Genomic DNA, 16,632 nt, shown 5'->3' with positions numbered 1-16,632 from the left:
TACAGACGGACAGCCGGCAGTATCAAGATGGTGCCGGGAGAAGGACTCGACGATGAGCGAGCCACGGACCGTCTCGGCCGGCGAGCTGGCCGTCGAGGAACTGCTCGACCGGCTGGAAGCCGGTGAACGCGTCGTCGTCTGCACGGAGTTTCTGGGCTCGGAACACGAGGTGACGCTGCGCTACGACGGCTCGACGTTCTACTGTGACACGCCCACGCGACTCCACCGCCACGAGAGCCGCGAGGCGATGCGGACCTGTCTGGAGAACCAGGGCTACGCGAGCCAGTGAGTTGTAGGTAACGCGGCAATTTATCCGCGATGGCCGGCAACGTCGGGTATGGCCGCCGACCCCTCGCCCAACCGGTTCAGAGAACTGCTCCTCGACGACGAACCGTCCCTCGACGAGGTGATGGCCTGCGTCTTCGGCATCCAGGCCCACGAGGTCCGCACCTACGAGACGCTGCTCGACTACCCCGAGAGCACCGTCGAGGAGCTGGCCGACCAGCTCGACCGGGACCGATCGAACGTGAACCGCTCGCTGTCGACGCTGCGCGAGAAGGGGCTGGCCTCCCGTCGCCGCCGACTGCTGGACAGCGGCGGCCACGTCTACCAGTACACGCCCACACCCCGCGAGGAGGCCGCCGAGCTGATGCACGAGACTCTGGAGGAGTGGGCCGACTACGTCCACGATCGGATCGAGGAGTTCTAGCGAGTAGCGAGGGGCGTCGCGAGCGAAGCGAGCGACGGCCCTCGACAACGCGAGCGGGAGCGCAAGCGACACGCGAGCGGCGGTGATCCTCGATCCTGCGAGCGAAGCGAGCGACGGCCCTCGACAACGCGAGCGGGAGCGCAAGCGACACGCGAGCGGCGGTGATCCTCCATCGGGCGAGCGAAGCGAGCGACGGCCCTCGACAACGCGAGCGGGAGCGCAAGCGACACGCGAGCGGCGGGGCATGAGTATCGATCCTGCGAGCGAAGCGAGCGACGGCCCTCGGCAACGCGAGCGGGAGCGCAAGCGACACGCGAGCGGCGGTGATCCTCCATCGGGCGAGCGAAGCGAGCGACGGCCCTCGACAACGCGAGCGGCAGGGCATGAGTATCGAGAGCAGCGTGGCCCTCCGAACGACGAACCGACAACCGCCCCACTTTTGCCGATAGGGGACTTCGCCCCCGACAATGGCCGATCTACAGCTGACCGACGAGACGCCGGGGGTCGCCGACGACGGCGTCTGGCTGACGTGCATCGAGTGTGGGGAGACGTTCGCGCCGTTCGCAGCGGTCCGGTACACCTGCGACGAGTGTGACGGACTGCTCGAAGTTCGCTACGAGGATCTGCCGACGTTCGACGACTTCGACGGCGAGGGCGTCTGGCGCTACAGCGACGCACTGCCGTTCGAGGAGGGCGTCACCCTCCCCGAGGGTCACACGCCGCTGCACCGAGTGCCTCGCCTGGAAGACGAGGTCGGTGTCGACGCCCTGCGGATCAAACACGAGGGGATGAACCCCACGGGGTCGTTCAAGGACCGCGGGATGACCGTCGGCGTCCGCGTGGCCCAGGCCGTCGGGGTGGACCGACTCGCCTGTGCCTCGACGGGCAACACCTCCGCGGCGCTCGCGGCCTACGGCGCTCGCGCGGACCTGGAGACGCTCGTCCTCCTGCCGGCCGGGAAGGTCGCCGCCGGGAAAGTCGCACAGGCCTCGCTCCACGGCGCACGGATCCTCGAAGTCGACGGCAACTTCGACAGCTGTCTGGACATCGTCCAGGAACTCGCGGGCCGTGGCGAGGCGTACCTCCTGAACTCGCTGAACCCCTTCCGCCTGGAGGGCCAGAAGACCATCGGGCTGGAGATCATGGAGCAGTTTGCCGCCGACTACGACGACTACCCCGACCGGATCGTGCTGCCGGTCGGTAACGCCGGCAACACCGCGGCGCTGTACAAGTGCTTCCGCGAACTCGTCGAGGCCGGCGCGATCGAGGAGTCGGACGTGCCGAAGATCACCGGCGTCCAGGCCGAAGGGTCCGCGCCGATGGTCGAGGCCATCGAAGAAGGCAACGACGAAGTGCGACGCTGGGACGAGGTCGAGACCATCGCGACGGCCATCCGCATCGGCAATCCCGTCAACGCGCCCAAGGCGCTGCCGGGCATCCGCGAGACCGGCGGGACCGCCGTCGCAGTCAGCGACGAGGAGATCACCGACGCCCAGCGCTCGCTGGCCGGCGAGGGCGTCGGCGTCGAGCCGGCCTCCGCGGCCAGCGTCGCCGGCCTCCGGAAGCTCCGAGCCCAGGGCGAGATCGGCAGCGACGAGCAGGTCGTCTGCCTGACGACGGGCCACCTGCTGAAAGACCCCGACGCCGCCGCCGAGGCAGGGGCCGACCCCGAGCCGGTGCCCAACGACACCGACGCGATCCTGGAGCACATCGACGAGGGGTCGTCCGTCGCACAGACGGTTCGACAGCAGGTGTCGAAAGCCGCCGACTCGCCGCTGGTCCCGGCGCTGGTCGCCGGTGGGCTCGGCGTCGCGTATCTCTACCGCAAGCTCCGATCGGAGGAGTGACCGGCCAGCAGGCGGTGCGCATCAGACACTGACCACCGGAGCACGCGGTGGCTGACGCTCGTCCGACGGGGATTTTTCGGTGTGGGGATGGCACACACAGTCATGGAATCGGATCCGACTCCCGGCGGTGGCTCTCCGGTCACGGTCGAGCGACCCCGGAGCAAGATGGTTCGCTACGCGATCGAACGACAGGCTCTCCGTGACCGCATCGACCAGCTGGAGCGGGAACTCGCACACGAACGGAGACAGCGTCAACAGATCGTCGAACAGTACGAGCGACTGCTACGCGAGAAAGAGGCAGCGATCGAATCGGAGGCGGGGCTGCTTGACGGGCTGTTCTAGTCGCCGTTGTCCAGCGAGATGTACTTGGTCTCGATGATCCGGTCGTCGCGGTTGAGTCGGTCGAGCACGTCGCTCGTCGGCGGTTCGTCGAGGTTGTACACCGACAGGGCTTCGCCGCCGATGACTTCGCGGCCGTTGAACATCCCGGCGATGTTGATGTCGGCCTCGCCCAGCACGGTCCCGATGAAGCCGATCGTCCCCGGTTCGTCGCGGTTGCGAGCGACCAGCATGTGACCGTGGGGGACGGCGTCGACGCGGTGGTCGTCGATCCGGACGATGCGGGGATCTTCGCCGGCAAACTGGGTCCCACAGACGCTGACGCTGTCCTCGCCGTCGCCGACGGTCACCGTCACGAGGCTCTGGAAGTCCTCGGACTGGCGGGTCTTGGACTCGGTCACGTCGATACCGCGGTTCTCCGCGATCTGGGGGGCGTTGACCGCGTTGACCTGGAGCTCCGACGGTGCGAACACGCCTTTCAGCGCGCTGGCGGTGACCAGTTCGACGTCCTGGTCTGCGATGTCACCGGCGTAGGTGACTTCGACGCTGCCCATCTGTCCGTCGAACAGCTGGACGGCGATCTTGCCGGCCGTGTCGGCCAGCTCGATGTAGGGGCGGATCTGCGGGAAGATGCTCTCGTCGATCGACGGCGCGTTCAGCGCGTTGATCACCGGCTCGTCGTTGAACGCGGCGACGATCTGATCGGCCGTCGAGGTGGCGACGTTCTCCTGTGCGGCCTCGGTGGAGGCCCCGAGGTGAGGCGTGACGATGATGTCTTCGACGTCCAGCAGCGGACTGTCGGCCGGCAGCGGCTCCTCGGCGAACACGTCGACGGCGGCCCCCTTGAGGATGCCGTCCTCGACGGCCTCGGCGAGTGCCGGCTCGTCGATGATCCCGCCGCGGGCGCAGTTGACGACGTAGCCGTCTTCCAGTTGTGCGAGCTCTTCCTCGCCGATCATGTTCTCGGTCTCGGGGGTCAGCGGCGTGTGGACCGTGAGGAAGTCGGCGGCGGCGAGACACTCGTCGAGGTTGTCGACAAGTTCCGCGCCGAACTGGTCGGCTCGCTCCTGGCTGATGTAGGGATCGAAGGTGACGATGTCCATCCCGAGACTGCCCAGGCGCTTGGCGACCTCCTGGCCGACGCGGCCGAAGCCGACGACGCCCAGCGTCTTGTGGTTGACCTCGGTGCCGAGGTAGTCGCCTTTCGCCCACTCGCCGCCGGTGAGCCGTTCGTGGGCCTGTGGGATCGAACGCGCCGTCGCGAAGGCCATCGCCACGGAGTGTTCGGCCGCCGCCCGGACGTTGCCTTCCGGGGCGTTGGCGACGATGACGCCGTGTTCGGTCGCGGCGTCGATGTCGATGTTGTCGACGCCGATACCGGCCCGGCCGACGATGACCAGATCCGGTGCCGCCGACAGCACCTCGTCGGTCACTTCGGTGCCGGATCGGACGATCAGTGCGTTGGCGTCGGCGACGGCGTCAAGCAGCGCGTCGCCCTCGACGTCGTAGGCCGTCTCGACTTCGTGACCCGCCTCGCGGAGCCGTTCGAGACCCGCATCTGCGATGGGGTCTGTCACGAGTACCTTCATACCCTCTCGATTCGCGCCGTCGGGGATAACGTTTGTTTTCTCACTGCGACGCGGATGACACAATAGACACACCACCGTCTCTCCCTCGAATTCGCTCGCTACGCTCGCGGACCACTCACAGGAAAAGAGGGACTGGTGAGCGAAGCGAGAGAAAAACCGTCGGCACCGCGAACTGCGTCGTCGTCTACCGCCAGGCAGGCAGCGAGGCGGCGTCTTCGAGGTCGAGCGTGAGGTAGGCGTCGTCGGTCGTTACGTCCGCGATGATGTACGTGTCCGTCTGGCCGTGTTCGACGGAACCCATGACTTCTGCGTCCGCTGCCACCTCCGCTTTGGCGACCGTGTCCGGCTCCATGCATGATAATATGTAACAACCACATATAAACGTGCCGAAACCGACGGACGAAGCCGGGAATATGGTTAGTAAGCGAACAACAAAAGCGGAGATAGTGTCCGCTTCTAGACCTGGGAGGGGCCGACGGTCGTAGTGAGTGGTCGCATTATGGACTCTCTACGTGTGCGCGCCAGCGGTCGGTGGGACCCGCGTCCGGGAGAAGCCGAAGGGCAGGACTTAGTACGTGGGACGGGACAAGGGATAGTATGAACGTCGCAGACGCCATGACGCCGCGCTCGGACGTCGTCACCGTCGAGATTCCGGGCACTCGTGACGACGTGCTCGAGTACCTCCAGGAACGCTCTTTCTCCTCCGTACCGGTCATCAAGCAGACCGACGACGGCGAGACGTTCCGTGGAATCGTCTCCCGTGACGCCCTCATCAACCAGCCCGACGAGGACCAGCTCGCGCTCCTGACCGAAGAGGTTCCCACCGTCACCGCCGACACCAGTATCCAGGCGGTCGCGGCTCTGATGGTCGAAGAGCGAGCCCGCCGCATCCCCGTCGTCGACGGTCGCCTCGAAGGGATCATCACCGTCACGGACGTGATCCGCGCCATCGCCACCGGCGACGTCGACGGCGCGAGGAACGTCGACGAGCTGGCCCGCCGAGACGTGAACTGCGTCTACGCCGGGACGCCGCTGACGGTCGCCGAACGCGAACTCGACTACGCGAAGGTCCCCTACGGCGTCGTGCTGGGCGACGAGGGAGAGATGTGTGGCATGCTCACCGAGGTCGACATCATCGACGTGGCCCGCGTGGTCGAAGGCGAGGCCGAGACGGGCGAGAACATGGCCAGTGACGACGACGACTGGAAGTGGGAGAGCGTCAAGGCCGTCGGGAGCCGCTACATGCCCACCCGCAACGTCGAGATCCCACACGAGCCCGTTCGAGAGTTCATGACCGAAGACGTGCTGACGGTCAGCAAGCGCGAGACGGCCAAAGACGCCGCACAGCTGATGATCGACGCGGAGATCGAGCAGATCCCGCTGGTCTCGGGCGACGACCTCGTGGGCATCGTCCGCGACATGGATCTGCTGGAGGGCCTATGAGCGACGGCGGCGACCTCGTCGAGTTGGCCAAGCGCAGGGGCTTTTTCCTGCAGTCGGCCGGCGCGTACGGCGGCGTCTCGGGATTCTACACCTTCGGTCCCTCCGGGGCCGCACTCAAGCAGAACATCGAGGACACCTGGCGCGACCGCTTTACGATCCAGGAAGGCAACATGGAGGTCGACGCCCCGACCGTGATGCCAGAGCCCGTCTTCGAGGCCTCGGGCCACCTCGACGGTTTCGACGACATGCTCGTGGAGTGTCCGGACTGTGGCGAGAGTCACCGGGCCGACCACATCGTCGAGGACAACACCGACATCGAGGAGGCCGAGTCGATCCCGGTCGCCGAGGTCGAGGAGCTGATCGCCGAGTACGAACTCGTCTGTCCGACCTGTGGCACCGGACTGGCCGGCCAGGCCATCGAGGACTTCAACCTCATGTTCGAGACGAACATCGGCCCCGGCTCCGCCGATCCGGGCTATCTGCGCCCCGAGACCGCCCAGGGCATCTTCATCGAGTTCCCACAGCTGGCAGAGTACGCCCGCAACCAGCTCCCCTTCGGCGTCACACAGATCGGGCGCGCCTACCGCAACGAGATCAGCCCGCGCAAGTCCCTGCTGCGCGTCCGGGAGTTCACCCAGGCCGAACTCGAACTGTTCGTCGATCCAGAGGAAGACGAGCCGGCACTCGAAGCGGTCGCGGACGTGACCGCCCCCTTCTACCCCGCCGCCGATCAGGAGGCCGACGAGGGCCAGCCCTACGAGGCCACGATCCGCGAGGTCGTCGACGAGGGCGTCGTCGGGAAGCCATGGATCGCCTACTACCTCGGCGTCGCCAAGCAGTGGTACGAGTCGATCGGCGTCGACATGGACCGCTTTCGCTTCCGCCAGCACCTCTCGGGCGAGCGGGCCCACTACGCCGCGGACTGCTGGGACGCCGAAGCGGAGGTCGACGGCGACTGGATCGAGCTGGGCGGGTTCGCCTACCGCTCGGACTACGACCTCTCGAAACACGACAGCTACTCCGACGAGGAGTTCACGGTCTTCAAGCAGTACGACGAGCCGATCACCGTCGAGCGAGCGACGGTCGACCCGGACATGAGCTACCTCGGGCCGGAGTTTGGCGGCTCGGCCGGCGCGGTCGCCGACGCCCTCGAAGCACTCGCCGAGCGCGATCCCGACGCCTTCGACGGATCTGAGGTCGTCGTCGAGGTCGACGGCGAGTCACACGCGGTCCCCGTCGAGAAGACAAACTTCGGCGTCGAGGAAGTCACCGAGTCGGGCGAGCACATCACGCCCCACGTCGTCGAGCCCTCGCTGGGCATCGACCGGGCGCTGTACACGGCGCTGGATCACTCCTACCGCGAGGACGAGGTCGACGGCGAGCACCGCTCTTACCTGGCCTTACCGGCGGCGGTCGCGCCGACGACCGTCGGCGTCTTCCCGCTGATGGACCGAGACGGCATGGGCGAGTACGCCCGCGAGGTCGTCGACGAACTGCGCGGGGCGGGCCTGGCCGTGACCTACGACGATTCGGGCGCGATCGGCCGACGCTACCGCCGCCAGGACGAGGTCGGCACGCCGTTCTGTGTCACCGTCGACTACGCGACGCTCGGTGAGGCCCGCGACGACGAGGGCGAGCCGGCAGCGCCAGACACCGTCACGGTCCGCGAGCGAGACACGACGGCTCAGAAACGCGTTCCCGTCGCCGATCTCCCCGAGACGCTGACGGCGCTCCGGGACGGCGAACGCACCTTCGACGAGCTGTAGATGGCCGACGAGATCGCCAGACGGCTCGTCCACGCGAGCGGGACCGGGCTGCCGGCACTGCACCTGCTGGGACTGACGGACTGGCGGACCGTCCAGTACCTGCTGGTGGTGGGCGCGGCGGTCGCGCTCGCACTGGAGGTGATCCGCCTGGTGGTCGGCCTCGACTGGGCCATCTACGACCGACTCACTCGCGAGTACGAACAGGACAACCTCGCCGGCTACGCGCTCTATCTCGTCAGCGCCGCCGCCGTCGGCCTGCTCGCACCCGAACACGTCGCGATCCCCGCAATCTTGATGCTGACGATCGGAGATCCCATCAGCGGACTGCTGGGCTCGGGGAGCCTGACCAAAGAGACCTACGTCCTGCTGGCGATGTTCGGCGTCTGTACCGGAATCGCCTCGTTTTTCGTCCACTGGGTGCCCGCGGTGCTTGGCGGCCTGGCCGCGACGGCCGCCGACGGCCTCAAGCCAGTCGTCGCGGGGTACGTCCTCGACGACAACCTCACCATCCCGCCCGCGGCCGCCGTGGCGATGGTCGCCGGGATCGAACTCGTGGCGACGCTCTCGCTGTAGTCGGCCTACCGATCCAGCAACGGAACGAGCCGGCCGGTGATGACGTCGGCGTACTGGACCAGTACCGTCCCGAGGACGCTCATGACGAGCACGTAGCCCACGGCGAAGGCCGTGACGACCGGTGCGAAATCGGCGAGGGCGTCGTTCCCCGAACCGGCCGCGCTGACCACCAGCGCCGCGATGATCAGCGAGAACTCGCCGCGGGAGATCAGCGCCAGCCCGGTCCGCAGCGACCGGGTCGGCGAGAGCCCGTAGATGCGCCCCGAGATCGCGCCGCTTGTGAGTTTCGTCACCGTCGTCGCGACCACGGCGACGGCCAGCAGTCCCGCGACGCTAGCAAGCAGCGTCACGTCCGTCTGTAACCCGATCGAGAAGAAGAAAAACGCCGCAAAGAGGTCCCGAGCGGGTGCGATCACGTGTTCGATGCGCTCGGTATGGCTCGTCTGACTGAACGCCGTCCCGACGAAGAAGGCGGCGACGGCCTCGCTCACGCCGATCGAGAGCGCCACGCCGGCGATCAGCGTCGCGGTCCCCAGCACCGACAGGAGGAACAGCTCGTCGGAGGGGAGATCAAACGTCGACTCGACGAATCGGGTCGCGTACCACGCCACGAGGGCGAGCCCCCCCAGGAAAGCGAAGGCGACGCCCACGTCGACGACGGCCCCGGAGAGCCCGCCGGTCCCGGTGACGAGCGCAGCGACGACCGCCAGATACACCGCGATCAGGATGTCTTCGAAGACGAGCGTCCCCAGCACCGGATCGGCTTCGGGGTTCGCGATCCACCCCTGCTCGATCAGGGTCTTGGTGACGATCGCACTCGAAGAGATGTAGACGATTCCCGCGAGCAGGAGCGTCTCCAGTGGCGTCCGACCGAACGCCAGCCCGATGGCGACACCGATCCCGAAGTTCAGCAGGAAATCGACGGCTCCGGCACTGGCGATCCGGCGGCGGTCATCGAGCAACTGACCGACGCTGAACTCCAGCCCGAGAAAAAAGAGCAACACGACGATCCCTAGCTCGGCGGCCAGTTCGACGAACTCTCCGTAGCCGACGATCTGGAGTGAGAGCCCGGCCACCTCTGTCGGCGGGTTCGGACCGACGAGAATGCCGACGAGGATGTACGCGGGGATCACCGACAGCGAAAGTCGGTTGGCAGCGATACCGGCAAGCGCGAGTGCGACGAGTGCGACGCCGAGTTCGACGAGCAGTGCCGCCATCTATGCGTCCAGCAGTTTCTCGAACTCGTGCTGTTGCTCGCGGGTGCCGAGGACGACGAGCGTGTCGCCCGCTCGCACCGTCTCGGTCGCTTCGGGGTTGGCGATGGTCGCTTCCCCGCGCTGGATCGCCACAACCGAGATACCGATTTCCTCCCGGAGATTCGACTCCGCGAGCGTCTCGCCCACGATGGGGGCCGACTCGTCGATGTCGTACCACTTGATCAGCGAATCGCCCAGCGGAACCTGGACCTCGTCGAGGTCGACTGGCTGGAAGTGTGCCCCTTCGAGGATCGAGCCGAACTGCCGGGCCTGCTTGTCCGACAGCGAGAACAGTTGCTCGCTGTCGGCGTCTGGATCGGGCCGACGGTACACGTCGCGCTTGCCGTCGTGGTGGATAATCACCACGAGGCGCTCGTCACCCTCCAGTTCGAGCTCGAACCTGTGGCCGACTCCCGGCACCTCGGCCTCGTAGATGGTCATGGCGGTCGTTGCACCGTTGAGGGCTTAATTCTGTGTGGCGGCTTCACTTTCACCCTGCTACGCGAATTCTTAAACGGGTACGGCGCCAAGACGCGGGCAGATGGCCCAGTCCGACGCTGACAGCGGATTTCCGACGAGACGCCTATATACCGTCAAATCCGAGTTCGAACTACTGGGCGACACCCGTTACCGCTCGCATAGTCGTCATGCGAGAACCGTCGACCGAGACGAACATCACAGCTGGACAGGGAACTCCGAGGGAGACGTAAGACCCCGTTAAATACCCAGATCATGTTCAGAGCCCACGTTATCGTCCGACAGTCTCAACAGAATCGCGCGGATGGGTAGCTTCCAGCAAACACGCCGGACCGCGACTCGTCGCGCGGTATCCCATTAGCAATCTCTCCCACGCTCGTGAGGAACCCCTCTACTGGGCCTCGACAATCATGATCGCGGTCCAAGTCGCGCTGGGCATGCCAAAGCCACATTGCGATGATCAAGCGGAATGCTGTCCCTTATGCGTCTTCGACAGACGACTCTTCTATCGTAATCGTTCCGTTTTCTGCGGCTCTCAGACCGAGAGTGATGACCCCCGAATTTGATCGGTCGCCAACGTAGATTTCGTCTTGATACCGATGGCTGCCAGCAGGGAGACAAGGCAGGTCACCACCGTGAGTAAACACATCGTACACCTCTTCGACAGATTCTCCCGAAGCAAGTGTCCGTCCCCAGGTCTCAGAACGAACGTACCGATCCCCGTTTCTCGGGAAGCGGTGACATCCGTCATCGGTTTCGACCGGAGTGGCCCACGGACCAATAGACGTTCTCGGATCCAAGATAAGCTGATTAGACCACTCGAAACGTGATGGGTCAGACTCCGGCGTATACAGCAGGGCGGGACCAAATATCACTTCAACGGATTCAGATGCCGTATTCGTCAGCGTCGCTTCGATACTAACAGGAGAATCGCTTGTTGATTGACTGACTACCTCGGCTGAAAAGTCCATTATCGTCGGGTCATATTCCATGCTTGTTTCAGATTCTGTTTGGCTATGGCGCTCCCGGGTTTGTCGAGAGTCGCCATTACATCCGGAAAACAAACCCGTCAGAGCCATACCCACGGACGTAAGCACATTCCTTCTACTGGGAGACATACAATTGAACTGTTTAACTATGGTAGAACAATGAATGTTTAAATATTGAGTTATACTCCTATGTCCAGCTCGTTTTGTACGCGCTCTATAGCTTGGGCACCACTATTTGTCAGATTACCATTCTCATCATAATTCCCCCATGTATGTAGCCCAACCAGATAGATACTATCATTTTTATAATGATAATGAGGTCCACCGGAATCACCACTATCTGAGTTCGCCGTATTCTCAAAGGTTTTGCGGTCGGAGTTATAGTTTACAATTGACCCACTATTGTAACCAGTTGCTTTTCCTTGCTTAAATATTGTCTCCCCGTATCCATCATTTTTTATGAATTCCCAAGTTCTATATCCATTAACTGGTCGGTCTTGATAATCACCATCAAGAGCACCTAGAGTAAACTCAAGGTCAATATCATCTGCGGGTTCATACACAGCAGCGTCTACATGGTCACCTCGTTGTGAATCTCTCAGGTATGCAATCGTGGCTGAGTCTGGTTGTTCAATCGTGTCAGCAACCTCATCAGTATCTTCAATTTGTGGCACATGATGATTTGTTAAAATTTCTCTCTGCTGCCGATCAGGACTCCAGAAATGATAACAAGCAGTCCCAGATCCACCATCAGAATTTAATTTCACACCACCTGGGACGGGCCGATAGCTATCATTGAAGTAACCATCAAGTGTCTCACGTACTCTCCGGGTATTCACAGGAATGTTCGTAATTTGCCAACTATTGTTATCTGTAGTAACTTCTCCAGACATTTGACCAGGTACAGCTCTTTCAAGAGATTTGAAGCTCATATCTGGAGTGCTTTGTTGGTTATTTTGTTTTTCCTGAGTGACGTATTTTACGTCAACGGCCAGCTCAGGCTCGGTGCTTCCGAGTGAAAGGTTCCGAACCGCAATTTCAATATTAGAATCTTTAAATCTTGATCGTAACTGACTAGCGGCATTTTCTACCGCTTCAATTTGGACCCATCTAGACCGAGGAATGGTGTCAAATTCTCGGTTATATTTGGGCTGTTGGGAAAAATTTTTGTCCCAAGAATCCGAATATTTTACGGTTTTTAAATAGGGTACCTCCCTTCTCGGATTCTCCGTAACTTGCGCTAATCCACCCTGGGTGAGTGACTGAATGGTCAAAGTTGAGACACCCATTCCGGTGAGTGTTTTAATAAATCGTCGACGACTCATACGATTCGTTCATTATATCTCTCGCCATACTCAGTTATTTATTTTGTCTATATTGTATTAAATGTTTTTCTTAGATAATTTATCTATAAGTCCTTTATTTCTATATGAATTATTCGCTCTTGTGGCGAGATTGTTGGTGAGTTAGAGAGCAGTTTTGAGGATGGTTCTGAGCGCTTCCTTCCTCGGTTTTCGATAGACACGACAACGAAGTTGGAACGCTCTGAGATACGGCGTCAGTTTATCCTTGGAGATGCCTCGATGGGGCGAGAGCCACGGATCGCTGGCGCGATCCGTGGCTCTCGCAGGTATTCACGTGAACATCTCCATCAGCGTATTCTCCGTCGCCGTGGACGACGTATTCGCGGTCGAATGCGTCGTCCTCGTCGAGGGGTTCGTGCGGTCGCAATTCTTACACAGGTATCGCTGAAACACCCGATAGCTGCCGTACCGAATCTGTGATTCGGTACGGCAGCGCGGGCAGTAGACGCCGTCGCGCCAGCGAATCTGTGCCAGCAGATTCGCGGCCCGTCGCTCCGAGACGAACGTCTTGAGTGGAATCATGCTTCATCGGATGGCGCGTTCGCGCCACCCTTGCCCGCTACGACTTCTATCATAACAATTGAAACGATTGACACACCGATCGCACTGCTGTCGTGCGATCGGGTGTGCATTGATTTTCGATGGCTACTATAGCTACAGCTAAGACTTGACCAACAATCTCCTACCCAAGAGCGGAATTATTTATTAGGCGGAAGGTTTCCGTTCCTAATGTGCCTTTTTCGCTGTATATTCTTTACAGTACCCGCACCACTTTCACCGCGGTACGCGAACGCTTAAACAGATTCCCGGCCAAAACCCGGACAGATGGCCCAGTCCGACGCCGACGCGGGGAGCACCGACGGCCACGTCGACCACCCGCTGGTGACGCCGGGACTACTCGAACAGCGGCGCTACCAGCGCGAGTTGGCCGACCAGGCCCTCGACGATCACACGCTGGTCTGTCTCCCGACCGGCCTGGGCAAGACGACGGTCTCCTTGCTCGTGACCGCCGAACGGATACAGGACGCGCAGTGGAAGTCCCTCTTGCTCGCGCCGACGAAGCCGCTGGTCCAGCAACACGCCGAGTTCTACCGGGAAGCCCTCCAGGTGCCCGACGACGAGATCGTCGTGTTCACCGGCGAGGTCCGGCCAGCCAAGCGATCGGACCTCTGGGCGGACGCCCGCGTCGTCATCGCGACTCCACAGGTCGTCGAGAACGACCTCGTCGGCAATCGCATCTCGCTGGCGAACGTCACCCACTGCACCTTCGACGAGTGTCACCGGGCGACCGGCGACTACGCGTACAACTACATCGCCGAGCGCTACCACGAGGACGCATCGGATCCGCTGGTGACGGCCATGTCGGCCTCGCCGGGCGGCGACGAGGAGGAGATTCTGACGGTGTGTGAGAACCTCGGCCTGCGGGAGGTGGCAGTGATGACCGAGGACGACGCCGACGTGGCCGAACACACCCACGACACGGAACTGGAGTGGAAGCGCATCGAGTTGCCCGAGACCGTCCTGGAGATCCGGGACGCGATCAACGAGGTCGTCAGCGACCGGCTCGCACAGCTCAAAGAGCTGGGCGTCACGTCGACCACCCAGCCAGACGTCTCCGAGCGCGAGATCCAGAAGATCCAGGGGAAACTCTCCGAGCTGATGGACAACGACCAGAGCGAGGGGTACAGCGGGATGAGCCTGCTGGCCGAGGTCCGAAAGCTCCGGACGGCCGTCACCTACGCCGAGACCCAGAGCGTCGAGGCGCTGCGTCGGTACTTCGAGCGCCAGAAGGAGGCCGCCCGCTCGTCTGGAGCCTCGAAAGCCGACCAGCGACTCGTCTCGGACCCGACGGTGATGGAGGCCATGCGGAAAGCCGAGAACTTCACCGATCTCCACCCGAAGTTCCGCCGGACCCGGATGTTGCTGGCCGAGACGCTGGGCATCGAGAACGGCGAGCGCGTCATCGTCTTCACCGAGTCCCGAGACACCGCCGAAACGCTGACCGACTTCCTCTCCGATCACTTCGAGACCGAGAAGTTCGTCGGCCAGAGCGACACCGAGGGCAGCGAGGGGATGACCCAGACCCAGCAACAGGAGACCCTCGACCGGTTCCGCGCCGGGGAGTTCGAGGTGCTGGTCTCGACCAGCGTCGCCGAGGAGGGCCTGGACGTGCCGGAGGTCGATCTGGTGTTGTTCTACGAGCCCGTGCCGACGGCGATCAGGTCCATCCAGCGCAAAGGACGGACCGGCCGCCAGACCGAGGGCCGCGTCGTCGTCCTGCTGGCCGAGGACACCCGCGACGAAGCGTACTTCTGGAAGTCCCGACAGGACGAACAGCGCATGGAAGACGAACTCCGCACACTGAAGAGCGTCGCCGGCCAGCTAGAGTCGAAACTGGGGGGTGAGCAGACCGGTGTCGACGAGTACGACGACGGGCAGACCGCCGACCAGCGGGGTGGAGAACCCGGAAGGGACGGTGTCGACGGGGACGACGGCACCGCTTCGAGTGGAAACAGTGCCGGTCCGTCCGACGCTCAGCGCCAGCCCTCGGAAACGTCGGCCACGGGCGGGCGATCCGAAGCCGACGACCAGACCGCCGACGGTGACGGACAGGCCGGTCTCGACGCCTTCGCCGACGACGGCGCGACCGGAGAGGACGAAGATGAGACAGTCGACGTTCCAGACGAAACGAAGGGGTCGACGCCGGAGCCACACGCCGACGGCGACGAGACCGTCGCGATCGTCGCCGACCAGCGCGAACTCGACTCGACGATCGCACGCGACCTCTCGACACGCGAGGGCGTCCAGACGGAACTGGAGACGCTGGCGGTCGGGGACTACGTGCTCTCGGATCGGGTCGTCGTCGAGCGCAAGACCGTCGAGGACTTCCTCGACACGCTGACCGGCGGCGACCGCTCGATGTTCGAACAGGTCGGCGACGCCACCCGTCACTACGCCCGGCCAGTCGTCGTCGTCGAAGGCGGCGACCTCTACGGCGAGCGCAACGTCCACCACAAGGCGATCCAGGGGGCACTGGCCTCGCTGGCCGTCGACTTCGGGGCGAGTGTCCTCCGGACGAGCGACGAGGACGAGACCGCAGACCTGCTGGAGACCGTCGCTCGCCGCGAGCAAGAAGAGTCCGACCGCGAGGTCAGCGTCCACGGCGAGAAACAGGCCAAGACGCTGGGCGAGCAACAGGAGTACGTCGTCGCCTCGGTGGCGGAAGTGGGGCCAGTGACTGCGCGGGCGATGCTGGAACACTTCGGGAGCGTCGAGGCCGTCATGACCGCCGACGAAGACGCCCTCAAACAAGTCGACGGCGTCGGCGACGTCACGGCCCAGCGATTCCGGGACGTAGTGGGGAGCGAGTTCGAGGGATGATTCGCACGATCTGCCGCTCCGTCGGCGGATAGGGAATCATCGTGAGCGAGCAGTGATTCGCCCGGCGAGCGCGTTCATTTGCGAGCAGCGGATCACTGCGAGAGAGCAGTGATTCGCCCGGCGAGTGCGTTCATTTGCGAGTAGCGGATCACTGCGAGAGAGCAGTGATTCGCCCGGCGAGCGCGTTCATTTGCGAGTAGTACGACGAACGGGGGGTCGGATCACCGAGACGTTTCGGCTGAGCTATACGTAAGTTAGGCTTATTGTCGTCTGGTCTGGAGTTGGACGCGGGGGTCACGAGAGCGTGAACAAGCGTCGCGTCGGACGAAACGAATCGATCGCGTTTACACTACCTGATGCGAGCGTCGGGGGAGAGGAGTGTCGTTCCGAGACGTTGGCACGCGAACAGGAGCGGGTCCTCGTCGTCCTGTTGCGAAGTCACTACTGTCCACTGAGTCGCGAGATCGTCCAGTCACTCCGGGACGAGTACGGAGCCTTCGCGTCCCGGTCGACGGCCGTCGTGGCGGTGTTGCCCGACACCGTCGAGCGGGGGGCGGTGTGGCAGCGACGCTACGAGTTGCCGTTTTCCGTCCTGGCCGATCCCGGCGAGTCGGGGGACGACGACGAAGCAGCGTCGAGTTCCCCGTCGTTCGGAACGTTCGAGCCCTACGCTCGCTATCTGCAGTCGCTCCCCGGCGGTGCGCTGTTCCGTACCGACGGCGACGAACTCAGACTGATCGAGACCGTCGGCAGCGACGGTCGACAGTCGTTCCCGGAGGTCGAGGCGCTACTGAGCGAGATCGAGTCCCACGACCGGGGAGAGACCAGACAGCGGGCCGGGCCGCGAGCAGACACCTACGCCCTCACAGATACGGACTAACGATCCGTCTGACACACCG

Annotated in this window: 14 protein-coding genes and 1 pseudogene; 9 read left to right on the top strand and 6 right to left on the bottom strand. The window is 63.2% G+C overall.

Going from position 1 to position 16,632, the window contains the following annotated elements; genetic code table 11:
* The first annotated feature begins 52 nt into the window (after positions 1–52).
* The 4 genes from AC5FRZ_RS01510 to AC5FRZ_RS01495 all read left to right on the top strand — a co-directional run bounded on the left by AC5FRZ_RS01510 (position 53) and on the right by AC5FRZ_RS01495 (position 2,898).
* Positions 53–289, top strand: coding sequence for a DUF8001 family protein (locus tag AC5FRZ_RS01510; protein WP_372479905.1), 237 nt, complete (start codon positions 53–55; stop codon positions 287–289).
* Positions 290–337: 48 nt separating this feature from the next.
* Complete coding sequence (locus tag AC5FRZ_RS01505) at positions 338–709, top strand: helix-turn-helix domain-containing protein (RefSeq protein ID WP_153554850.1); 372 nt, start codon at positions 338–340, stop codon at positions 707–709.
* Between the two features lie 467 nt (positions 710–1,176).
* A complete protein-coding gene (gene thrC / locus AC5FRZ_RS01500) occupies positions 1,177–2,556 on the top strand; it encodes a threonine synthase (protein ID WP_493563682.1) in 1,380 nt (459 codons plus the stop codon).
* Positions 2,557–2,658: 102 nt separating this feature from the next.
* Complete coding sequence (locus AC5FRZ_RS01495; protein WP_493563681.1) at positions 2,659–2,898, top strand: hypothetical protein; 240 nt, start codon at positions 2,659–2,661, stop codon at positions 2,896–2,898.
* On the opposite strand, the gene serA is transcribed toward AC5FRZ_RS01495, so the two are convergent.
* Together serA and AC5FRZ_RS01485 are read right to left on the bottom strand one after the other, a co-directional pair.
* Positions 2,895–4,484 carry a phosphoglycerate dehydrogenase gene (gene serA, locus AC5FRZ_RS01490; protein ID WP_493563680.1) on the bottom strand — a complete coding sequence of 530 codons (1,590 nt, stop codon included), beginning with the start codon at positions 4,482–4,484 and terminating at the stop codon, positions 2,895–2,897. The two genes, AC5FRZ_RS01495 and serA, sit on opposite strands and share 4 nt — an antisense overlap.
* Positions 4,485–4,668: 184 nt before the next feature.
* The gene (locus AC5FRZ_RS01485; protein WP_015761773.1) at positions 4,669–4,836 is read right to left on the bottom strand and encodes a DUF7556 family protein; all 168 of its coding nucleotides are present in this window, start codon (positions 4,834–4,836) and stop codon (positions 4,669–4,671) included.
* 245 nt (positions 4,837–5,081) lie between these two features.
* On the opposite strand from AC5FRZ_RS01485, the gene AC5FRZ_RS01480 reads away from it, so the two are divergent.
* The 3 genes from AC5FRZ_RS01480 to AC5FRZ_RS01470 are packed head-to-tail and all read left to right on the top strand — an operon-like array spanning position 5,082 to position 8,266.
* Entirely contained in the window at positions 5,082–5,927 is an 846-nt protein-coding gene (locus AC5FRZ_RS01480; RefSeq protein ID WP_170093083.1) for a CBS domain-containing protein, read from the top strand.
* Positions 5,924–7,693: a glycine--tRNA ligase gene (gene glyS / locus AC5FRZ_RS01475; protein WP_493563679.1), complete on the top strand. Its 1,770-nt coding sequence runs from the start codon at positions 5,924–5,926 to the stop codon at positions 7,691–7,693. Before AC5FRZ_RS01480 ends, glyS begins: the two co-directional genes overlap by 4 nt.
* A complete protein-coding gene (locus tag AC5FRZ_RS01470) occupies positions 7,694–8,266 on the top strand; it encodes a dolichol kinase (RefSeq protein WP_153554856.1) in 573 nt (190 codons plus the stop codon). It begins immediately after the preceding gene.
* Positions 8,267–8,271: 5 nt separating this feature from the next.
* Here the strand turns inward: AC5FRZ_RS01470 and AC5FRZ_RS01465 are convergent, their stop codons facing one another.
* The 4 genes and pseudogenes from AC5FRZ_RS01465 to AC5FRZ_RS01450 all read right to left on the bottom strand — a co-directional run bounded on the left by AC5FRZ_RS01465 (position 8,272) and on the right by AC5FRZ_RS01450 (position 12,874).
* The gene (locus tag AC5FRZ_RS01465; RefSeq protein WP_493563678.1) at positions 8,272–9,483 is read right to left on the bottom strand and encodes a cation:proton antiporter; all 1,212 of its coding nucleotides are present in this window, start codon (positions 9,481–9,483) and stop codon (positions 8,272–8,274) included.
* Complete coding sequence (locus AC5FRZ_RS01460) at positions 9,484–9,963, bottom strand: cation:proton antiporter regulatory subunit (protein WP_493563677.1); 480 nt, start codon at positions 9,961–9,963, stop codon at positions 9,484–9,486. It lies immediately after the preceding gene.
* 1,204 nt (positions 9,964–11,167) lie between these two features.
* Positions 11,168–12,313 (bottom strand): trypsin-like serine peptidase, encoded by a 1,146-nt coding sequence (locus tag AC5FRZ_RS01455; RefSeq protein ID WP_493563676.1) that lies wholly within the window; start codon positions 12,311–12,313, stop codon positions 11,168–11,170.
* Between the two features lie 141 nt (positions 12,314–12,454).
* A pseudogene (locus tag AC5FRZ_RS01450) lies at positions 12,455–12,874 on the bottom strand (transposase).
* A 303-nt stretch (positions 12,875–13,177) separates the two neighbouring features.
* Here AC5FRZ_RS01450 and AC5FRZ_RS01445 point away from each other — a divergent pair.
* Together AC5FRZ_RS01445 and AC5FRZ_RS01440 are read left to right on the top strand one after the other, a co-directional pair.
* The gene (locus AC5FRZ_RS01445; RefSeq protein WP_493563675.1) at positions 13,178–15,733 is read left to right on the top strand and encodes a DEAD/DEAH box helicase; all 2,556 of its coding nucleotides are present in this window, start codon (positions 13,178–13,180) and stop codon (positions 15,731–15,733) included.
* A gap of 304 nt (positions 15,734–16,037) precedes the next feature.
* The gene (locus AC5FRZ_RS01440) at positions 16,038–16,613 is read left to right on the top strand and encodes a redoxin domain-containing protein (RefSeq protein WP_493563674.1); all 576 of its coding nucleotides are present in this window, start codon (positions 16,038–16,040) and stop codon (positions 16,611–16,613) included.
* The last annotated feature ends 19 nt before the right edge of the window (positions 16,614–16,632 follow it).

The organism is Halomicrobium sp. HArcht1-1, assembly GCF_058933285.1.
The sequence above is the reverse complement of the archived record's forward strand: the minus strand, read 5'-3'. Positions and strand labels throughout refer to the sequence as shown.